Genomic DNA, 20168 nt, shown 5'->3' with positions numbered 1-20168 from the left:
CTTCATGTCACCAGTGGTCGGCGGGTTGAACCCTTACGCGAGCCCTTACGCGGACCCCGCCGCGAGCACCGGCCGTACGGGTCAGTGCTCGGGCGGATTGCCGCGCAGCCGGCGGCGGTCGTGCGGGGACTTCGGCGGGGAGTCCGCCAGCCGGACGACCTCGTCGTCGCGCCCCGCCACCACCGGGCGGTCCGAGCGGGCCGCCTTCGCCCGGTACTGCGCCGCGTCCGCCAGCCGGAACAGCCGCCGGGCCGAGACCACCGGCCCGATGTCGTCGCCCGTGGACGCGATCCCGCAGGCGACCCCGTTGCCGAACTCGAGACCGGCCGCCCGCTCGCACAATTCGGTGGCCACGGTGACCACCTCGTCCGCCCCGGGACCCACCGCCAGCAGGCAGAACTCGTCGCCGCCCAGCCGGGCCGCCAGCGCGCCGGGCAGTATGGCCCCGCACCGCGACAGCACCGAGCCGAAACGTTCCAGCAGCCGGTCGCCCACCGCGTGGCCATGGGTGTCGTTGACCCACTTCAGCCCGTTCAGGTCGCAGACGACCAGGCTGACCACCGCCCCGTCCGCCCGGTGCCGCTCCAGCGCCTCGTCCAGCCGCACATCGACGGCCCTGCGGTTGGCGAGGCCGGTCAGCGGGTCCGTGAAGGCCAGCTTGCGGACCTCCTCCAGGCGCTCGGTCTGGGCGAGCCCGGCGGCCACCACGGCGGCCAGCACCGTCGCGAAGTCGGCGTCCGCGCGCCCGAAGACCGGCTCGCCCACCGGCCGCGCCACGTACAGCTCGCCCCAGGCCCGCCCGTGTAGCACGATCGGCGCGACCACACAGCAGCCGCGCCCGCGCCGGCGCAGCGCCGCCACCCGCTGGTGGCAGTAGCCGGGCCCGTATCCGTGCGCCCCGGCCGCCCGCTCCTCGCCCGGCTCACCGTCCACCGGGCCCTCGGCGGTCTCCACCCAGGCGTCCGGCTCGCCGCCCCCGGCCCACCGCTCGTGCAGGAACTCGGTGATCTCCGGGAACCGGTGGACCGGGTAGACCTCCTCGTCGGGGAACTCCTCCTCGCCCTCGGCCCGCTCACCCGCGTTGACCAGGACCCGCAGCCGGCCCCGGTCGCGCTCCCAGACCGAGAGCGCGGCGAAGCTGCCGCCCAGCGCCTCGCAGGCCCCCAGGGCGGCCGCTCGCCAGCACCCCCGGGGCGTCTGCGCCGCGGCCATCGTCTGCGCCAGCGAGACCACGGCGCGCAGTCGTGCGTCGTCACCACCCATTGCGCCAGTTTAGGTCGATATGGGCTCCGCGATCACTCGGCGACTCCGGAGCGTGACCGATTCGCCCCGAAACGGACCCAGGGTCACTCTCCGGGCCAGTTCGCCTTCCGCTTCTCGTTGAACGCGGCCACGCCCTCCGCCCGGTCCCCGGAGAAGGCCACCGACCGCCACGCGGAGTCCTCGACCTCCAGGCCGGCCCGCAGGTCGAGCCCGTGCCCGAGCCGCAGCGCCCGCTTGGCCGCCCGCAGCCCGACCGGCGAGTTCGCGGCGATCCGGCCGGCCAGGGCCAGCGCCTCGGTCCGGTCCTCGCCCTCCGCCACCAGCTCGTCCACCAGGCCCAGCTCACGGGCCTCGGGGCCCGGCACCCGGCGGGCGCTGAAGATCAGTTCGGCGGCGCGCGCCGCCCCGACCCGGCGGGGCAGCAGCTGGGTGCCGCCGCCGCCCGGGATGACGCCGACGGAGACCTCGGGCAGGCCCACCAGGGCGGTCGGGTCGGCGACGATGAGGTCGCAGGACAGGGCCAGTTCGAAGCCGCCGCCCAGGGCGAAGCCGTGCACGGCGGCGATCGTCGGCATGGGCAGTTCGAGGACACCGGTGTAGGCGGCGCGCGCGGTGGGCCGCTGGCGCACCAGGTCGGCGTCGGAGAAGGAGTTGCGCTCCTTGAGGTCCGCGCCCACGCAGAACGCCCGCTCATGGCTGGAGGTCAGGACGGTGACGCGTACGTCCCGGTCGGCGGCGAGCGCGTCGCAGGCGGCGGCGATCGAGCGGGCCATGTCCGTGGACACCGCGTTCATGGCCTTCGGCCGGTCGAGAACCAGCTCGGCGACGTGATCGAGGCCCTCGTGGGCCCGGACGACGACGAACTCCCCGAACCGCTGCTCGGACGTGACGGTCATGCTGCACCGTTCCTATTCAATGGGCAGGAGTGGGTATTGGACCCACATCCTGGCACTGCGGACATCCCGAACGGTTTTGGGTGTCCTGGTTGCCCGCGTTCTCGTCGCGTCCGGTGGCGCGGATCGTGTCCGTGGTCCGGGGATGCGGGGGCGGGTTTCCTCACGTCCTGGGGCACCTGGTGCGGCCTGGACGGTCCGATGCCCGTGCGCATCGCTCTGGTGCGCACGGGGCGGTGTCGTCCGACGCCGGATCGGGTGTCCGAGGGCGCGTCTCCCGATCGCGATACCGGCGGCATCGTGACGGGACATCTTCCGGTGCGGGGTGGCCAGCGGCTTCTGCCAGTGCTGAGCACCCCACATCGAGGTGTAGGCCGGGTCGACCGCGATGATCGCGAGACCGTGTTCGGCCGCCATGGAGACAAGACGGGCCTTGAGCTTGCCGGTGGGCATGCCGGAGATCAGCTGCCGGAAACGCTTTTTGCGTCCGTGCTTCTCCCGGGTCTTCTCCGCCGCGAAATCCAGGTCTTCGATGGCAATGGCGGTGACGCCGGTCCGGCGGGCCCAGTGCAGGAGGCGGTTGAGGGCGTGGCGGACCTGCGCGTCACGGTGTGCGGCCGTTCCGCTGAGGTCGTAGGCGAAGCGGTGGGGTTCGCCGACGGGGTTTCCGTGTGTGTCGAGGCGGTAGGCGGCGAAGTGGTCGGCGTTGGTGTCCACCCCGATCACACCCCCGGCCCTCGCCGCTTCCAACGGGGCGGTCTGCACGATCGGTCGTTGCCAGGACGCCGTCAGGTACCAGCGCCCCCGCCCGGCGTCGTAGTGGATGCGATAGGCGACAGCACGGTTCGCCTCGACACGGTCGGCCCACTCCACACCCCGATGCGCGAACCCGACCCTGGGGGTGAGGGTGTAGCGGCCGTGTGCGCTGTTGGCCAGGTGAGCCAAGGGAGCGGGGAGCTTGATACTGACCTGCCCCTCCGGAGTGACGCGGATCGTCTCGTTCCCGTACCGCTTCCCCGACTCACCGTCCGCCGCCAGGAACCACCGCTCCGCCTCCCACCGTTCACGCCACTGCTCTTCGCTCAGCCCGGCCTCGGTCAGGTGATGGCGGGTGTTCAACAGGCGCTTCCCGCCCCGCACGACGCGCACCCGCCCCGACCGCCAGTCCGCGACAGCAGCCGCCAGCCGATCCTCCAAGGCCTTCAAACGGCGGGACTTGTGGAACCACTCACCCCGGGACCGGTAACCACCCGCCGCCCGCTTCGCGCCCTTCGAGCCGACCGGGAGCGACAGGCGGTGCCGCAGCATCCTGATTCCGGCCTCAAGGCTCCGGATATGGGCGGCCAGGCAGCGCCGGGCCAGTGCCCACTGGTCATGCGACGCCTTCGTGATCGCCCCAGCGATCCGCGACGACGACACCCCCGTCAACCCACGCTTACGCGAAGCCCACGACTCAGCACTGTGATCCAGGCCGTCCGCACACCGGGCCTTCAGATCCCGTGACGCCAGCCCACCCTGATACGCACCCACGGCCCGCAACACCCGCTCGTCCTCGGCGGTGAGGTGCTTGAGACGGTCCCGCACCGCTGCGCCGAACGGCCCGGGAACCACGAATGGTGCCGCCAAGTCCCGTACACCACCCACGACCACACCCCCGCCTGTGACTGGCCATCCCGCCACCCGACACAACGAGCAAGCGCCGGCAAGGTCACCTCCCGATCCCCGCGCTCTCCCGCAAAGGGCCCCGAAACAGATCAGGAGGTGCTGGCTTCAGGAACCGCGCCGGGCCAGCAGCCAGGGTTCGACCACGCCGAGGCCGCGCACAGGGCGCTGCCACATCGGCTGGAGGCCGTAGCGGTACTTCGGGGCCGGGATCACCTCGGCGTCCGGGCCCTCCTTCCGGGCCCGCTCGGCCGCCGCCGCGGCCTCCTCCGCCGCCCGCGCCTCGGAGACCGGGGCGTCGCCCGTACGCGTCAGCTCCTCGGCGAACGCCCCGTCGACCAGCACCGCGTCCTTGGGCGCTATCGAGGTGAGCCGGCTGGCCAGGTTCACCGTGGTGCCGAAGACATCGCCCATCCGGGTGGTGACCGTGCCGAAGGCGATGCCGACCCGGAGCGCCGGCATGGTCTCGTCCACGGTCATCGCCTCGACCAGGCGCAGCGCGATCTCGGCGGCGGTGCCCGCGTCGTCGGCGGCGAACAGGACCTCGTCGCCGAGGGTCTTGATGAGCCGGCCGCCGTGCGCCGCGACCAGGTCGGCGCAGGTGGTCTCGAAGGACTCGACCAGCTCGCCGAGCTCCTCCTCCTCCAGGCGGCGGGTGAGCCGGGTGAATCCGACGAGGTCGGCGAAGCCGACGGCCAGGCGCCGGTCGACCATCTCGTCGTCGTCGGCCGCCTGCACGACCCGGCCCGTGGCGGCGGCGAGCTGGCGCCGCCACACGTACACCAGGAACTCCTCCAGCTCGGGCAGGAGCAGTTCGACCAGGGGGTACGTGACCTCGGTGCGGGTCATGCCGGGCTCGGGGGGCTCGGTCAGGCCCTCCAGGAAGGAGTCGATCTGCCATTCGGCCAGCCGGGCGGTGGTCTGCCCGGTCGACCGGGCGACCTGGATCGCCATCGGCTCGCTGAGCAGCCCGGCCTCCACGAGGCCGGAGAGCCGCCGCAGGGCCAGCACGTCGGCCTCGGTGAGCGCCTTGGCCTGGCCGATGTCCGCGAAGCCCATGGCCCGCCAGAAGCGGGAGGCCAGGTCCATGGAGACGCCGGCCGTGCGGGCCGCCTGGAAGGGGGTGTACCGCCGGTCGGCGCCCAGGATCAGCTGTTCCAGCCGGATCGCGAGGGGGTCGTCGGTCGGCTCGGCCGTGTGGTCGACTTCGTGGTGCGGTGTGGCGTGCACCGAGGGGTCCGGTGACTGCTGCGCGCCATCGCCGGAGGTCGTGTCGTCGACGGTCACCAGCCGCCTCCTGCCCGTTCCCTGCGCACTGCCCTGCCGATCTGTCCGTCGGTGGATCACCTCAACGATACGGCAGGTGTGCCCTACCTCACGTCCTCAGGGCACAGTGCGCGGGCGGCGCCGGTTCAGGTCAGGCCGCCCGCCGCGCCCCGCAGGTGCACGATGTCGCCCGCGGAGACCGGTTCGCGCAGTCCGCCGCCGGTGGCCAGGACGAGCCGGCCGTCCCCGTCGACGGCGACGGCCTCGCCGGTGAGCGTGCGGTCGCCGGGCAGCTGGGCCCGTACGGCCTTGCCGAGGGTCGCGCAGCCCGCCGCGTACGCCTCCTGCACCCCGCTCGCCGCCGCGTCGCCGTCCGCGTCGCGCCAGAGCCCGTACCAGTGCTCCAGGGACCGCAGGACGCCCCGCAGCAGCGTCTCGCGGTCGGTGGAGACCGCGCCGGCCAGGGCGAGCGAGGCGGCGGTGGGGGCGGGGAGCTCGTCGGCGCGCAGCGAGACGTTGAGGCCGATGCCGATGACGACGCCGTCGCCGGCCCGCTCCGCGAGGATGCCGCCGGTCTTGCGCTCCTGGCCGTCGACTGAGACCAGCAGGTCGTTCGGCCACTTCAGGGCCATGTCCACGCCCGCCGCGCGGGCCAGGCCGGTCGCCGCCGCGACGCCGGTGAGCAGCGGCAGCCAGCCCCAGCGCTCGGCGGGCACGTCCCCCGGGGTCAGGTAGACGGAGAAGAACAGCCCGGAGCGGGCCGGGGCGGTCCAGGTGCGCTCCAGGCGCCCGCGCCCGGCGGTCTGCTCCTCGGCGACGAGGACCGTGCCCTCGGCGAGGCCCGCGGCGCGCGCGGCGAGATCGGTGTTGGTGGAGCCGGTCGACTCGACCACGTCCAGGGCGGTCCACAGCGAGTCCGGCCGCAGCAGTCCGCGGCGCAGCGCGGGGACGTTGAGGGGCGGCCGGTCCAGGTCCGACCAACGGCTCTGTGGCGCATCCGAAGGTGTCATGCAAGCCACCCTAGGTGTGTCAAAGGACGCACTGCCGAACCGTATCCGCGCCGATACGCTACGGCTCAGTAGCTGTTCGTCAGCAGATCAGCAGCCAAGTCGTCCCCGTGACCAGGCAGGGAGCCGCCACCCGATGTCCGAGCCGGAAGAGACCGACATCCACACGACCGCGGGCAAGCTCGCGGACCTGCAGCGCCGTATCGACGAGGCGACCCACGCCGGGTCGGCGCGCGCGGTGGAGAAGCAGCACGCGAAGGGCAAGCTGACGGCGCGCGAGCGCGTCGAGCTGCTGCTCGACGAGGGTTCCTTCGTGGAGCTCGACGAGTTCGCCCGGCACCGCTCGACCAACTTCGGCATCGAGAAGAACCGTCCGTACGGGGACGGCGTCGTCACCGGCTACGGCACGGTCGACGGCCGTCCCGTCTGCGTGTACTCGCAGGACTTCACGATCTTCGGCGGCTCGCTGGGCGAGGTCTACGGTGAGAAGATCGTCAAGGTGATGGACTTCGCGCTGAAGACCGGCTGCCCGGTCATCGGCATCAACGACGGCGGCGGCGCCCGCATCCAGGAGGGCGTCGCGGCGCTGGGGCTCTTCGCGGAGATCTTCCGGCGCAATGTGCACGCCTCGGGTGTCGTCCCGCAGATCTCGCTGATCGTCGGCCCGTGCGCGGGCGGCGCGGTGTACTCCCCCGCGATCACCGACTTCACGGTGATGGTCGACCAGACCTCGCACATGTTCATCACGGGCCCGGACGTCATCAAGACGGTCACCGGTGAGGACGTCGGTTTCGAGGAGCTGGGCGGAGCCCGTACGCACAACACCACCTCGGGCGTCGCGCACCACATGGCGGGCGACGAGAAGGACGCCATCGAGTACGTCAAGTCGCTGCTGTCCTACCTCCCGTCGAACAACCTCTCGGAGGCCCCGGCCTTCCCGGAGGAGGCGGACCTGGCGGTCAGCGACGAGGACCGCGAGCTGGACACGCTGATCCCGGACTCGGCGAACCAGCCGTACGACATGCACACCGCGATCGAGCACGTGCTGGACGACGGCGAGTTCCTGGAGACCCAGGCCCTGTTCGCGCCGAACATCGTCACCGGCTTCGGCCGCGTCGAGGGCTACCCGGTCGGCATCGTCGCCAACCAGCCGATGCAGTTCGCCGGCTGCCTGGACATCAACGCCAGTGAGAAGGCGGCGCGTTTCGTCCGCACCTGCGACGCGTTCAACGTGCCGGTGCTGACCTTCGTGGACGTGCCGGGCTTCCTGCCGGGCGTCGACCAGGAGTACGGCGGCATCATCCGGCGCGGCGCCAAGCTGATCTACGCGTACGCGGAGGCGACGGTCCCGCTGATCACGGTGATCACGCGCAAGGCGTTCGGCGGCGCGTACGACGTGATGGGCTCCAAGCACCTGGGCGCCGACATCAACCTCGCCTGGCCGACCGCCCAGATCGCCGTCATGGGCGCGCAGGGCGCGGTCAACATCCTGCACCGCCGTACGATCGCCGCCGCCGAGGATCAGGACGCCACGCGCGCCGAACTGATCGCGGACTACGAGGACACGCTCCTCAACCCGTACGTGGCGGCCGAACGCGGGTACGTGGACGCGGTGATCATGCCGTCCGACACCCGGGCACACGTGGTCAAGGGCCTGCGCCAGCTCCGCACCAAGCGCGAGTCCCTGCCGCCCAAGAAGCACGGCAACATCCCCCTCTAGAAAGGGTCCTGGCCATGATCAAGGTCGTACGGGGCAACCCGACCCCGGAGGAACTGGCCGCCGCGCTCGCGGTCGTCCAGGCGCGTGCGGCGGCGGTCTCCGCCGTGTCGTCCAACACCCCGGAACCGCCCGCCGGCTGGTCCCACCCGAGCCGCCTGGCCCGAAGCGCCCGCCACCTGCCGGGCCCGCGCGCCTGGGCCCGTACGTACTGGCCCGCGTAACCGCTGGGGCGGCGGTTGAGTACGCGTACTCAGGCGCCGCCCGAACCCTCCGCAGCAGGATCTGACCATGCTCTGGTCCGACCCCGAGAACAAACCCCCCAAGGAACTCCGCGACGCGGAAACGATGATGCGCCGAACGGGCCTGATCCTGGCCCTGGCGATGGTCGTAGCGATGTTCGTACTGGGCACGCGCTGAGGCAAAATCAAGCCCCTCCGGCGATTGAGGAGCGGGGGCCCGGGGGCAGCGCCCCCGAACCGGCCCGCGTCCGTACGATGGCGCCCATGACCGCACCGCGCCGCCTCGTACTCGCCTCCGCCTCCCCGGCCCGCCGGGCTCTGCTCCGCCAAGCCGGCCTCGCCCCGGAGGTGATCGTCAGCGGCGTCGACGAGGACGCCCTCACCGCCGACACCCCCGCAGAGCTCGCCCTCGTCCTCGCCCAGGCGAAGGCGGCCGTGGTCGCCGCACTCCCGGAGACCGCCGGCGCCCTGGTCATCGGCTGCGACTCGGTCCTGGAGCTCGACGGCCAGGCCCTCGGCAAGCCGGCCGACGCCGAGGAGGCCACCGCCCGCTGGAAGTCGATGCGCGGCCGCGCCGGAATCCTCCGGACCGGGCACAGCCTGACGGACACCACGACCGGCCGCACGGTCTCGCGGACCGCGTCCACCACCGTGCACTTCGGCGAACCGACCGACGCCGAGATCGCCGCCTACGTGGCCTCCGGCGAACCGCTGCACGTGGCCGGGGCCTTCACCCTGGACGGCCGCTCCGCGCCTTTCGTGGACTCCATCGAGGGCGACCCGGGCAACGTCATCGGGCTCTCGCTCCCGCTGCTGCGCCGTCTGCTGGGCGAGCTGGACATCCAGATCACCGACCTCTGGGCCTGAGCGGGGATCAGGCCGGCTCGGGCTCCGGCTCGGGCCCGGCCGCCGCCTCGGGCCCGGCCTTCTCGGACCCGGCGGCCGGCCCGGGACCGTACGCCACCAGGACGAGCACGATCAGCGCGAGCACGACCATCATCCAGGCGAACGCCGTCCAGCCGACGAGTCCGACCGTCAGCGCGCCGAGCACGCCGTGGACGACCGCGCAGCAGATCAACACGATCCGGCCGACGCGCCCCGGACCACGGTCGCGGATCCCCGCCACCACGAGCAGCACGGCGCACAGCAGCAGGAAGACCCCGGAGACCCCGCCGAGCACCCAGGTCCCCTTGGACATCGCCTCCGGGTCCGTACCGGCGAGGGACATGTCCTGGTTCTTCACGACCGTGCCCAGGACCACGTTGATGATCACGATGCCCACGGCCTCCACGGCCAGCACGAGCGCGGCCAGAAAGGCCACCAGCCTGCGAACCACGACACTCACCCCCTGTTACCAGCAGTACGTGCAATAGCGCGGACCCTACTAACGGGTAATGGCCACGACAAGAGCCGTGCGTGACCCGGACGAACCCCCACCCCTCCGGGCTTTCGTGGGTCGGGCAAAGAATTACCCACCCCTTAGTGGGAACTCCACAAAGAATCACGGTAAGTCGCTGCTCGTGCCGATAGAGACCTGGGCCACACCTGGTGGCTACTGTGCGGTTTCAGAACCCGGCGTACCGTGGTGGCACAAGGGATTTCGCGACTCGAGCACACCTCGAATCACACTCCGTGTGGGCAAGCTCACCATTGGGGACGGGTCGTAGGACCGTGTCGGTAGTCCCTAAACTCAGCTTGTTTCAAGGAGGGAGCCATCGTGCGCAAGGTGCTCATCGCCAATCGTGGCGAAATCGCTGTCCGTGTTGCCCGGGCCTGCCGGGACGCGGGTATCGGCAGCGTGGCCGTCTACGCCGATCCGGATCGTGACGCTCTGCACGTCCGTGCGGCCGACGAGGCGTTCGCTCTGGGCGGTGACACCCCGGCGGCCAGTTATCTGGACATCGCCAAGGTGCTCCAGGCTGCCGAGGATTCCGGGGCGGACGCGATCCACCCGGGTTACGGCTTCCTCTCGGAGAACGCCGAGTTCGCCCAGGCGGTGCTGGACGCGGGTCTGACGTGGATCGGCCCGCCGCCGCAGGCGATCCGGGACCTGGGTGACAAGGTCGCCGCCCGTCATATCGCGCAGCGTGCCGGTGCCCCGCTGGTCGCGGGGACCCCGGACCCGGTCTCGGGCTCGGCCGAGGTCGTCGCGTTCGCTCAGGAGCACGGGCTGCCGATCGCGATCAAGGCCGCCTTCGGCGGTGGCGGACGCGGTCTGAAGGTCGCTCGGACGCTGGAGGAGATCCCGGAGCTCTACGACTCCGCGGTCCGTGAGGCGGTGGCGGCGTTCGGGCGCGGGGAGTGCTTCGTGGAGCGCTACCTCGACAAGCCGCGGCACGTGGAGACCCAGTGCCTGGCCGACACACACGGCAACGTGGTCGTCGTCTCGACGCGTGACTGCTCGCTCCAGCGCCGCCACCAGAAGCTCGTGGAGGAGGCCCCGGCCCCCTTCCTGTCGGACGCGCAGAACGCCGAGCTGTACGCGGCGTCGAAGGCGATCCTGAAGGAGGCCGGCTACGTCGGCGCCGGCACGGTCGAGTTCCTGGTCGGCATGGACGGCACGATCTCCTTCCTGGAGGTCAACACGCGCCTCCAGGTGGAGCACCCGGTGACCGAGGAGGTCTCCGGCATCGACCTGGTCCGCGAGATGTTCCGGATCGCCGACGGCGAGGCCCTGGGGTACGACGACCCCGCCTCGCGGGGTCACTCCTTCGAGTTCCGGATCAACGGCGAGGACCCGGGCCGCGGCTTCCTGCCCGCCCCCGGCACCGTCACCCGGTTCGAGGCGCCGACGGGCCCGGGCGTGCGCCTGGACGCGGGCGTGGAGTCCGGCTCGGTCATCGGCCCCGCCTGGGACTCCCTCCTCGCGAAGCTCATCGTGACCGGGGCGACGCGTGAGCAGGCGCTCCAGCGTGCGGCGCGGGCCCTGGCGGAGTTCCACGTGGAGGGCATGGCGACCGCGATCCCGTTCCACCGTGCGGTCGTGGTGGACCCGGCGTTCACCGCGGACCCGTTCCGCGTCCACACCCGCTGGATCGAGACGGAGTTCGTCAACGAGATCAAGCCGTTCGCCGCCCCGGCGGAAGCGGACGCCGACGACGAGGCCGGCCGCGAGACGGTGGTCGTCGAGGTCGGCGGCAAGCGCCTGGAGGTCTCGCTGCCCTCCTCGCTCGGCATGAGCCTGGCCCGTACCGGCCTCGCGGCGGGCGCCAAGCCCAAGCGCCGCGCGGCCAAGAAGTCCGGCTCCGCCGTCTCCGGCGACACCCTCGCCTCCCCCATGCAGGGCACGATCGTCAAGATCGCCGTCGAGGAGGGCCAGGAGGTCAAGGAGGGCGACCTGATCGTCGTCCTGGAGGCCATGAAGATGGAGCAGCCGCTGAACGCGCACCGCTCCGGCACGGTCAAGGGCCTGGCCGCCGAGGTCGGCAGCTCGATCTCCTCGGGCGCCGTAATCTGCGAGATCAAGGACTGACCCGCGTCTTCCCCGCCGGTGCCCCGGTCATGTCGTCGGACGTGACCGGGGCACCGGTGCATTCGGGGGACGGGCGCGGCCCGCGCGATGGCATCCTGGAGACCGGGGAGACAGGCCGGGAGACAGGAGGGACCGCACCATGGCGATGAGTACGGCAGGGACGCCGACCCGGCCCATGCGTGCCGACGCGCGCCGCAACTACGGCCGGCTGCTGGCGGAAGCCCGTACCGCCTTCGCGGAACACGGCACCGACGCGTCCCTGGAGGACATCGCCCGGCGCGCGGGGGTGGGCATCGGCACGCTGTACCGCCACTTCCCGACCCGGCACGCCCTGATGAGCGCGGTCTTCCAGGAGGCGGTGACCGCCCTGATCACCCGCTCCCGCGAACTGGCCGGCTCGGACCGGCCGTGCGCGGCGCTGGTGGAGTGGCTGGGCGCGATCGTCACCCACGCGGGCGAGTACCGCGGCCTGGCCCAGGCCCTCATGTCGACATGCCGCGACGAGAGTTCGGCCCTGGCCCGCTGCAACACCCCGCTCCGCGAGGCGGGTTCCACCCTCCTGACCCAAGCCCAGTCGGCGGGCACGGTGAGGCAGGACGTCTCGATAGACGACCTCATGCAGCTGACCAACGCCATCGCCCTGGCAGCGGAACAATCCCCGGACGACCCAGAACTGGCAAGCCGCCTGCTGACACTGACGCTACGAGGGCTACATCCAAGCCCCTCCGACGGCACATCAAGCCCCTCCGGCGATTGAGGAGCGGGGGCCCGGGGGCAGCGCCCCAAATCAAGCCCCTCCGGCGATTGAGGAGCGGGGGTCCGGGGGCAGCGCCCCCGAGCTACCGCCGCCGCAGGTCCGCCACCCGCGCCCGCTCCCGATCCCGCTCACCGGCCCCCGCCTCACCCAGCGCCCGCAACGGCTGCCCCTGCGTACGCCGCTGCCCGGGCAACGGCATCTCGCGCCGGGCGGAGGGCCTCCCACCCGCCCCCGGGTCGGCGGCAGCCGAAGACGCCCCCCCACCCCCCGCGACAGCGATCCGTACGCCCTGATCCGCAAGCGCCTGCAACTCCGCCGCCGACCGGTCGTCATGCGCGGCGGGCTCGTCCGTCACCAGATGGGTGATGAGATCCGTCGGCACGGTCTGGAACATCGTGTCGGAACCGAGCTTCGTATGGTCCGCGAGGACCACCACCTCCGCCGCGGCCTGCACCAGCGCCCGGTCCACGCTCGCGGAGAGCATGTTGGACGTGGAGAGCCCGCGCTCGGCGGTGAGCCCGCTCCCGGACAGGAACGCCCGGGAGACCCGCAGCCCCTGGAGGGACTGCTCGGCCCCGCTGCCCACGAGGGCGTAGTTGGAGCCGCGGAGGGTGCCCCCGGTCATCACCACCTCCACCCGGTTGGCATGGGCCAGCGCCTGGGCGACGAGCAGCGAGTTGGTGACGACGGTCAGGCCGGGGACGCGCGCGAGCCGGCGGGCCAGCTCCTGCGTGGTCGTACCGGCACCGACGACGATGGCCTCGCCCTCTTCGACGAGGCCGGCGGCCATATCGGCGATGGCCGTCTTCTCCGCGGTCGCGAGATGGGATTTCTGCGGAAAGCCGGACTCCCGCGTAAAACCGCCCGGCAAGACCGCACCGCCATGCCGGCGGTCGAGGAGTCCTTCTGCCTCCAGTGCCCGCACGTCCCGCCGTACGGTCACTTCGGAGGTCTGGACGACGCGGGCGAGCTCACGGAGCGATACAGCCCCGTTGGCGCGCACCATTTCGAGGATCAACTGACGACGTTCTGCAGCGAACACGAAACTGACAGTAACGTGACCGCGCGAGACTTTTCAGCAGTTTGCGCCGATTAGCAGAAGTTGTACATACAGGCGGTCACCAAGTGATATAGGAGACCGCCTTGTTGTCCTCTCCTGATCGAACGCCGGTCACGCCCCGCCCGTGCGCTTACGACTGTGCAACTGGCGGGCCACTTCGGCGATCGATCCCGACAGGGACGGGTACACAGTGAAGGTGTTTGCGATCTGGTCGACCGTCAGATTGTTGTCGACCGCGATCGAGATCGGGTGGATCAGCTCGCTCGCCCGGGGGGCAACCACGCAGCCGCCGACCACGATGCCGGTGCCGGGGCGGCAGAAGATCTTGACGAAGCCGTCCCGGATGCCCTGCATCTTCGCGCGCGGGTTGCGCAGCAGCGGCAGCTTGACGACCAGCGCCTCGATCTTGCCCGCGTCGACGTCCGCCTGGGTGTAACCGACGGTGGCGATCTCGGGGTCGGTGAAGACGTTGGAGGACACGGTCTTGAGGTCCAGCGGGGCCACCGCGTCGCCGAGGAAGTGGTACATCGCGATGCGGCCCTGCATGGCGGCGACCGAGGCGAGGGCGAAGATGCCGGTGACGTCACCGGCGGCGTAGACGCCGGGCGCGCTGGTACGGGAGACCTTGTCGGTCCAGATGTGCCCGGAGTCCTTGAGCCGGACGCCGGCCTCCTCCAGGCCCATGCCCGCGGTGTTCGGGATGGCGCCGACGGCCATCAGGCAGTGCGTGCCGGAGATGACCCGGCCGTCGGCGAGGGTCACCTCGACCCGGTCGCCGACGCGCTTGGCGGACTGGGCGCGGGAGCGGGCCATGACGTTCATGCCGCGCCGCCGGAACACGTCCTCCAGGACGGCCGCCGCGTCGGGGTCCTCGCCGGGCAGTACCCGGTCGCGGGACGAGACGAGGGTGACGCGCGAGCCGAGGGCCTGGTAGGCGCCGGCGAACTCGGCGCCGGTCACACCGGAACCGACGACGATGAGCTCCTGCGGCAGCTCGTCGAGGTCGTAGACCTGGGTCCAGTTCAGGATGCGCTCGCCGTCCGGCTGCGCGTCCGGGATCTCCCGGGGGTGCCCGCCGGTCGCGATCAGCACGGCGTCCGCGGTGAGCGTCTCCTCCGTACCGTCGGCGGCCGTGACGACGACCTGGCGGGAGCCGTCGGCGGCCTGGAGGCCCTCCAGACGGCCGCGGCCGCGCATGACGCGGGCGCCGGCGCGGGTGACGGAGGCGGTGATGTCGTGGGACTGGGCGAGCGCCAGGCGCTTCACACGGCGGTTGACCTTCCCCAGATCGACGCCGACCACCCGTGCGGCCTGCTCTATGTGCGGGGTGTCGTCCGCGACGATGATGCCCAGCTCCTCGTACGAGGAGTCGAAGGTGGTCATCACCTCGGCCGTCGCGATCAGGGTCTTCGAAGGCACGCAGTCGGTGAGGACGGACGCGCCGCCGAGGCCGTCACAGTCGACGACGGTCACCTCCGCGCCGAGCTGGGCGCCCACCAGTGCCGCCTCGTACCCGCCGGGTCCGCCGCCGATGATCACGATCCGGGTCACGAAAAGTCCGCCTCGCGTTTCTCGTCCCGCGGCCGTCTGCTGTCCCGGCCGGGGTCCGGGGGATCGCCCCGGGGGAATGCAGTACGTACTTCATTGTCCCGCACGCGCCAAGGTGCTTCTCCCCGGGGCCCTCCATACGTGCGCCGGGGCGCACGGCGCATGGACACGGCGGGCGCGACCGCCCCGTTCGCGCCTCCCCTCGGGGGGCGTTCCTCACAGGAACCGGCATGCCCGCCGCCACCTCCCGTACCCTCGATCCCATGTCGCTCTACGCCGCGTACGCCGGCAACCTCGACGCGCGGCTGATGACGCGCCGCGCCCCGCACTCACCGCTGCGCGGCACCGGCTGGCTGAACGGCTGGCGGCTGACCTTCGGCGGGGAGCAGATGGGCTGGGAAGGCGCGCTGGCCACCGTGGTGGAGGCGCCCCGCTCCCAGGTCTTCGTCGCCCTGTACGACCTGGCCCCCATGGACGAGGACTCCATGGACCGCTGGGAGGGCGTCGGCCTCGACATCTACCGGCGCATGCGGATCCGGGTGCACACCCTGGACGGTGAGGAGCCGGCCTGGATCTATGTGCTGAACGGTTACGAGGGCGGCCTGCCGTCCGCCCGCTATCTGGGCGAGATCGCGGACGCGGCCGAATCGGCGGGCGCGCCGCACGACTATGTGATGGAACTGCGCAAGCGCCCCTGCTGACGGGGCCGGCCGCCGGCCCGATTGTCGGAACACACGAACGATTCCCGCAAGACTCTGTGCAGGGGCATCTACGCGCGTAGGGGTTCAGCGGTTACGCTCGTCCGCGTGAACGCATCACTTATTCCGGACCACATCCAGGGCGACCCGCACGCCGCCGCCGCCGACGCCGCCGCCCGCCTGCGCGAGCTGACCGGTGCCGAGACCCACGACGTCGCTCTCGTGATGGGCTCCGGCTGGGCGCCGGCCGCTGCCGCGCTCGGCGTTCCGGCGGCCGAGTTCCCGGTGACGGCCCTGCCCGGCTTCCCGGCACCGGCCGTCGAGGGCCACGGCGGCACGATCCGCTCGCACGTGATCGGTGACAAGCGGGCCCTGGTGTTCCTCGGCCGCACGCACTACTACGAGGGCCGCGGCGTCGCCGCCGTCGCCCACGGGGTCCGCACGGCGGTCGCCGCGGGCTGCCGGACGGTCATCCTGACGAACGGCTGCGGCGGCCTGCGGGAGGGCATGCGCCCCGGGCAGCCGGTCCTGATCAGCGACCACATCAACCTGACGGCGGCCTCGCCGATCATCGGCGCGAACTTCGTGGACCTCACCGACCTGTACTCGCCGCGCCTGCGCGCGCTGTGCAAGGAGGTGGACGAGACGCTCGAGGAGGGCGTGTACGTCCAGTTCCCCGGCCCGCACTACGAGACTCCGGCCGAGATCAACATGGTCCGCGTCATGGGCGGCGACCTGGTCGGCATGTCCACGGTCCTGGAGGCGATCGCCGCCCGCGAGGCGGGGGCCGAGGTCCTGGGCCTGTCCCTGGTGACGAACCTGGCGGCGGGGTTGAGCGGGGAGCCGCTGAACCATGAGGAGGTCCTTCAGGCGGGGCGGGATTCCGCGACGCGGATGGGGTCCTTGCTGGCGCGGTTGCTGGACCGGATCTGACCCCGGCACCGTTTCGGGGGCGCTGCCCCCGTACCCCCGCTCCTCAATCGCCGGAGGGGCTTGATTTCGCCCCCGCTTGCCGCAGATCCGCGGCAAGCGGGCAAAAATCAGCCCCGCCGGCGTTTGAGGCGCGGGGTCCGGGGCGGAGCCCCGGCTTCGGGAAGGGGCGGGTAGGGGACAACGCCCGCCGCAGGCGCCCCGCACCGTCCACCCCCAGCGCACCGCACACGAAAGGCACCCCGTGACGACACCCCCGGACCTCCTCGCCCGCGCCAGCGCCTGGCTGGACGAGGACCCCGACCCCGACACCCGCGAAGAGCTCGCCAAGCTCATCGCCGCCGAGGACACCTCCGAGCTCACCACCCGCTTCGCGGGCACGCTCCAGTTCGGCACCGCCGGACTGCGGGGCGAGCTCGGCGCGGGCCCGATGCGCATGAACCGCTCCGTGGTCATCCGCGCCGCGGCCGGCCTCGCCGCGTACCTCAAGGACCAGGGGCAGACCGGCGGTCTCGTCGTCATCGGCTACGACGCCCGCTACAAGTCCGCCGACTTCGCCCGGGACACCGCCGCGGTGATGACCGGCGCCGGCCTCCGCGCGGCGGTCCTCCCCCGCCCGCTGCCCACCCCCGTGCTGGCGTACGCCATACGGCACCTGGGCGCCGTCGCCGGCGTCGAGGTGACCGCCAGCCACAACCCGCCCCGCGACAACGGCTACAAGGTCTACCTCGGCGACGGCTCGCAGATCGTGCCGCCGGCGGACGGCGAGATCGCCGCGGCCATCGCGGCGGTCGGCCCGCTGGCCACCGTGGACCGCCCGGAGACCGGCTGGGAGACCCTGGGCGACGAGGTCCTGGACGCCTACCTGACCCGTACGGACGCCGTGCTCGACGCCGAGTCGCCCCGCACCGCCCGCACCGTGTACACCGCGATGCACGGCGTCGGCACCTCGGTGCTCACCGCCGCGTTCGACCGGGCCGGCTTCCCGGCCCCCGTGCTCGTCGCGGAGCAGGCCGAGCCGGACCCCGCGTTCCCCACCGTGGCCTTCCCCAATCCGGAGGAGCCCGGCGCGATGGACCTCGCGTTCACCACAGCGCGCCGCGCCAAACCGGATCTCGTCATCGCCAACGACCCGGACGCGGACCGCTGCGCCGTCGCCGTGCCGGACCCGGCGGCGGACGGCGGCTGGCGGATGCTGCGGGGCGACGAGACCGGCGCACTGCTCGCCGCGCACCTGGTGCGCCGGGGCGCGACCGGCGTGTTCGCGGAGTCGATCGTCTCGTCCTCACTGCTGGGCCGGATCGCCGAGAAGGCGGGCCTGGGCTACGAGGAGACCCTGACGGGCTTCAAGTGGATCGCCCGCGTCGAGGGGCTGCGTTACGGGTACGAGGAGGCGCTCGGCTACTGCGTGGACCCGGAGGGCGTCCGCGACAAGGACGGCATCACGGCCGCGCTGCTCGTCGCCGAGCTCGCCTCCGTACTGAAGGAGCAGGGCCGCACGCTGCTCGACCTGCTGGACGACCTCGCGCTCGAACACGGGCTGCACGCGACCGACCAGCTGTCGGTGCGGGTCGAGGACCTGTCGGTCATCGCGGACGCGATGCGCCGCCTGCGCGAGCAGCCGCCGACCGCCCTGGCGGGGCTGCCCGTGACCTCGGCCGAGGACCTGTCGCGAGGCACGGACCGGCTGCCGCCGACCGACGGGCTGCGCTACACGCTCGACGGCGCCCGGGTGATCGTCCGCCCGAGCGGCACGGAGCCGAAGCTGAAGTGCTACCTGGAGGTCGTCGTGCCGGTGGGCTCCGCCGACGCGCTGCCCACCGCCCGCGCCCGCGCCACCGAGCTGCTGACCGGCGTCAAGCGCGACCTGGCGGCAGCGGCGGGCATCTGACGGAAGCGGCGGGGCGGCCGGGCCGCCCCGTACCCGTCTCAGCCCGTCGCGCCCAGGACCACGAGCAGGACCGCGCCGACGGCGGCCGGGGCGATGACCTCGTAGGCCCAGCGCACCGAGGCGGTGGGGGCGTCGGTCGCGGCCTTGTCACCGGCGCGCTCGGACAGCTCGCGCAGGTCCGCGACGGTCTGGTCGGCGGCCGCGGTGCGGGCCTTGGTGTTGCGTACGTCGGCGATCGTGGACGTACGCCGGTACGGGTCGTCCACCGCCTGCCGGGACTGCTGGCGGGCGGCCTTCTTGCGCTGCCGCAGCGATACGGGGACGGCCCAGAGCTGGAACTTCGTACCGTCCTGCGTGAAGAGCTCGCTCGAATACCCGGCCCGTACGTCGGCGACGTCGCTCCACGGCAGCGTGATCGTGCGGAACGGGTTGCGGATGCGGATGCGCGCGTCGTTCGCGGCGACCACCGGGCGCAGCGTGAACGCGACGATCAGGGGCACGGCGGTCAGCATTCCGGCGAGCGCCATCCACGGCACCCGGCCGTCGCCCCGGACCGCGGCGTCGCCGCCGATCCCGCAGACGAGCAGGAGGAGCAGGACGCCACCGGCCAGCCCGGCGGGCGACCGGAAGGTCCGGTCGGCGTAGGTGGGCTCGTCGGCAGGCGTGGGGCTCGTCATGAGCCCGATTGTGCCTGACGCGGCGCGGGGGCGCGGTGGCGGCCGACTCGCGCGGGCGGCGAGGGCGTGGGATGTGCGGATGGCCTGGGTCCCTGTACAGGTCGCTACGCGCGTAGATATGCTCATGTGGTGACCATGCCCACCACCCTCCCCGCATTCGCCGACGCGACGGCGTCCGACAGTGCGCTGCGCCGCTTCCTGCACGGGCTGCCCGGCGTCGACGCGGTCGGACTCGAAGCGCGCGCCGCAGCCCTCGGAACCAGGTCGATCAAGACGACGGCCAAGGCGTACGCCATCGACCTCGCCATCTCGATGATCGACCTGACGACGCTGGAAGGCGCGGACACCCCCGGCAAGGTCCGGGCGCTCGCCGCCAAGGCCGTCAACCCCGATCCCACCGACCGCACGACCCCGCGCACCGCCGCAGTCTGCGTCTACCCCGACATGGCGGCCACCGCTGCCGCCGCCCTGGCCGGCTCCGGCGTGAAGGTGGCGTCCGTGGCGACGGCCTTCCCCGCCGGGCGCGCCGCGCTCGACGTGAAGCTCGCGGACGTCCGGGACGCCGTGGCGGCCGGGGCCGACGAGATCGACATGGTGATCGACCGGGGCGCGTTCCTGGCCGGCCGCTATCTGAAGGTGTACGAGGAGATCCTCGCCGTGAAGGCGGAGTGCGGGTCCGCCCGGCTCAAGGTGATCTTCGAGACCGGTGAGCTGTCCACGTACGACAACATCCGGCGGGCCTCCTGGCTCGGGATGCTGGCCGGGGCGGACTTCATCAAGACCTCGACCGGCAAGGTGGCGACGAACGCCACGCCCGCGAACACCCTGCTGATGCTGGAGGCGGTGCGCGACTTCCGCGCGCAGACCGGCGTCCAGATCGGCGTGAAGCCGGCCGGTGGCATCCGCACCTCGAAGGACGCGGTCAAGTTCCTCGTGCTGGTCAACGAGACGGCGGGCGAGGACTGGCTGGACAACCACTGGTTCCGCTTCGGCGCCTCCAGCCTGCTGAACGACCTGCTGATGCAGCGCCAGAAGCTCAGCACCGGCCGTTACTCCGGCCCCGATTACGTGACGGTGGACTGATA

19 protein-coding genes are annotated in these 20168 nt (G+C 72.1%); 10 read left to right on the top strand and 9 right to left on the bottom strand.

Annotated features, from left to right (window positions below; all coding sequences use genetic code 11):
- Positions 1–81: 81 nt before the first annotated feature.
- From ACIQZN_RS22725 to ACIQZN_RS22705, 5 genes are all read right to left on the bottom strand, one after another.
- Positions 82–1263 (bottom strand): diguanylate cyclase domain-containing protein, encoded by a 1182-nt coding sequence (locus ACIQZN_RS22725; RefSeq protein ID WP_403996756.1) that lies wholly within the window; start codon positions 1261–1263, stop codon positions 82–84.
- Positions 1264–1346: 83 nt separating this feature from the next.
- Positions 1347–2159, bottom strand: a complete 813-nt coding sequence (locus ACIQZN_RS22720; RefSeq protein ID WP_403996753.1) for an enoyl-CoA hydratase/isomerase family protein — start codon at positions 2157–2159, stop codon at positions 1347–1349.
- 12 nt (positions 2160–2171) lie between these two features.
- Complete coding sequence (locus tag ACIQZN_RS22715; RefSeq protein WP_403996750.1) at positions 2172–3800, bottom strand: IS200/IS605 family accessory protein TnpB-related protein; 1629 nt, start codon at positions 3798–3800, stop codon at positions 2172–2174.
- 126 nt (positions 3801–3926) lie between these two features.
- Positions 3927–5105 (bottom strand): adenylate/guanylate cyclase domain-containing protein, encoded by a 1179-nt coding sequence (locus ACIQZN_RS22710; protein WP_403996747.1) that lies wholly within the window; start codon positions 5103–5105, stop codon positions 3927–3929.
- Positions 5106–5230: 125 nt separating this feature from the next.
- Complete coding sequence (locus tag ACIQZN_RS22705) at positions 5231–6094, bottom strand: biotin--[acetyl-CoA-carboxylase] ligase (protein ID WP_403996744.1); 864 nt, start codon at positions 6092–6094, stop codon at positions 5231–5233.
- Between the two features lie 133 nt (positions 6095–6227).
- Between ACIQZN_RS22705 and ACIQZN_RS22700 the strand changes: the two genes are divergently transcribed.
- The 4 genes from ACIQZN_RS22700 to ACIQZN_RS22685 all read left to right on the top strand — a co-directional run bounded on the left by ACIQZN_RS22700 (position 6228) and on the right by ACIQZN_RS22685 (position 8917).
- Positions 6228–7811: an acyl-CoA carboxylase subunit beta gene (locus ACIQZN_RS22700; protein WP_403996741.1), complete on the top strand. Its 1584-nt coding sequence runs from the start codon at positions 6228–6230 to the stop codon at positions 7809–7811.
- Positions 7812–7825: 14 nt separating this feature from the next.
- Complete coding sequence (locus ACIQZN_RS22695; protein ID WP_403996738.1) at positions 7826–8032, top strand: acyl-CoA carboxylase epsilon subunit; 207 nt, start codon at positions 7826–7828, stop codon at positions 8030–8032.
- A gap of 67 nt (positions 8033–8099) precedes the next feature.
- Positions 8100–8228, top strand: a complete 129-nt coding sequence (gene mmpB, locus ACIQZN_RS22690; protein WP_403996735.1) for a morphogenic membrane protein MmpB — start codon at positions 8100–8102, stop codon at positions 8226–8228.
- Between the two features lie 77 nt (positions 8229–8305).
- On the top strand, positions 8306–8917 hold the full coding sequence (locus ACIQZN_RS22685; RefSeq protein WP_403996731.1) for a Maf family protein: 612 nt from the start codon (positions 8306–8308) through the stop codon (positions 8915–8917).
- 7 nt (positions 8918–8924) lie between these two features.
- Here the strand turns inward: ACIQZN_RS22685 and ACIQZN_RS22680 are convergent, their stop codons facing one another.
- Positions 8925–9395 (bottom strand): hypothetical protein, encoded by a 471-nt coding sequence (locus ACIQZN_RS22680; RefSeq protein WP_403996729.1) that lies wholly within the window; start codon positions 9393–9395, stop codon positions 8925–8927.
- Positions 9396–9767: 372 nt separating this feature from the next.
- On the opposite strand from ACIQZN_RS22680, the gene ACIQZN_RS22675 reads away from it, so the two are divergent.
- Both ACIQZN_RS22675 and ACIQZN_RS22670 read left to right on the top strand, forming a co-directional pair.
- Positions 9768–11522, top strand: a complete 1755-nt coding sequence (locus tag ACIQZN_RS22675; RefSeq protein WP_403996726.1) for an acetyl/propionyl/methylcrotonyl-CoA carboxylase subunit alpha — start codon at positions 9768–9770, stop codon at positions 11520–11522.
- 139 nt (positions 11523–11661) lie between these two features.
- The gene (locus ACIQZN_RS22670; RefSeq protein WP_403996723.1) at positions 11662–12279 is read left to right on the top strand and encodes a TetR/AcrR family transcriptional regulator; all 618 of its coding nucleotides are present in this window, start codon (positions 11662–11664) and stop codon (positions 12277–12279) included.
- A gap of 82 nt (positions 12280–12361) precedes the next feature.
- Here ACIQZN_RS22670 and ACIQZN_RS22665 read toward each other — a convergent pair whose 3' ends face one another.
- Both ACIQZN_RS22665 and ACIQZN_RS22660 read right to left on the bottom strand, forming a co-directional pair.
- Positions 12362–13285 carry a DeoR/GlpR family DNA-binding transcription regulator gene (locus tag ACIQZN_RS22665; protein WP_403997163.1) on the bottom strand — a complete coding sequence of 308 codons (924 nt, stop codon included), beginning with the start codon at positions 13283–13285 and terminating at the stop codon, positions 12362–12364.
- Positions 13286–13450: 165 nt separating this feature from the next.
- On the bottom strand, positions 13451–14890 hold the full coding sequence (locus tag ACIQZN_RS22660; RefSeq protein WP_018101035.1) for an NAD(P)H-quinone dehydrogenase: 1440 nt from the start codon (positions 14888–14890) through the stop codon (positions 13451–13453).
- Between the two features lie 260 nt (positions 14891–15150).
- On the opposite strand from ACIQZN_RS22660, the gene ACIQZN_RS22655 reads away from it, so the two are divergent.
- From ACIQZN_RS22655 to ACIQZN_RS22645, 3 genes are all read left to right on the top strand, one after another.
- Entirely contained in the window at positions 15151–15588 is a 438-nt protein-coding gene (locus ACIQZN_RS22655; protein WP_026171252.1) for a gamma-glutamylcyclotransferase, read from the top strand.
- Positions 15589–15693: 105 nt separating this feature from the next.
- Positions 15694–16518, top strand: coding sequence for a purine-nucleoside phosphorylase (locus ACIQZN_RS22650; RefSeq protein WP_393768660.1), 825 nt, complete (start codon positions 15694–15696; stop codon positions 16516–16518).
- A 241-nt stretch (positions 16519–16759) separates the two neighbouring features.
- Positions 16760–18406 (top strand): phospho-sugar mutase, encoded by a 1647-nt coding sequence (locus ACIQZN_RS22645; protein WP_403996720.1) that lies wholly within the window; start codon positions 16760–16762, stop codon positions 18404–18406.
- A 38-nt stretch (positions 18407–18444) separates the two neighbouring features.
- Here ACIQZN_RS22645 and ACIQZN_RS22640 read toward each other — a convergent pair whose 3' ends face one another.
- Positions 18445–19083 carry a PH domain-containing protein gene (locus tag ACIQZN_RS22640; protein WP_403996717.1) on the bottom strand — a complete coding sequence of 213 codons (639 nt, stop codon included), beginning with the start codon at positions 19081–19083 and terminating at the stop codon, positions 18445–18447.
- A 135-nt stretch (positions 19084–19218) separates the two neighbouring features.
- Here ACIQZN_RS22640 and deoC point away from each other — a divergent pair, with 135 nt between their 5' ends.
- Entirely contained in the window at positions 19219–20166 is a 948-nt protein-coding gene (gene deoC / locus ACIQZN_RS22635; RefSeq protein ID WP_330242292.1) for a deoxyribose-phosphate aldolase, read from the top strand.
- Positions 20167–20168: the final 2 nt, after the last annotated feature.

Source organism: Streptomyces sp. NPDC097595 (assembly GCF_044761525.1).
Taxonomy (GTDB): Bacteria; Actinomycetota; Actinomycetes; order Streptomycetales; family Streptomycetaceae; genus Streptomyces; species Streptomyces drozdowiczii_A.
This window is presented reverse-complemented; position numbering and strand designations above follow the sequence as displayed.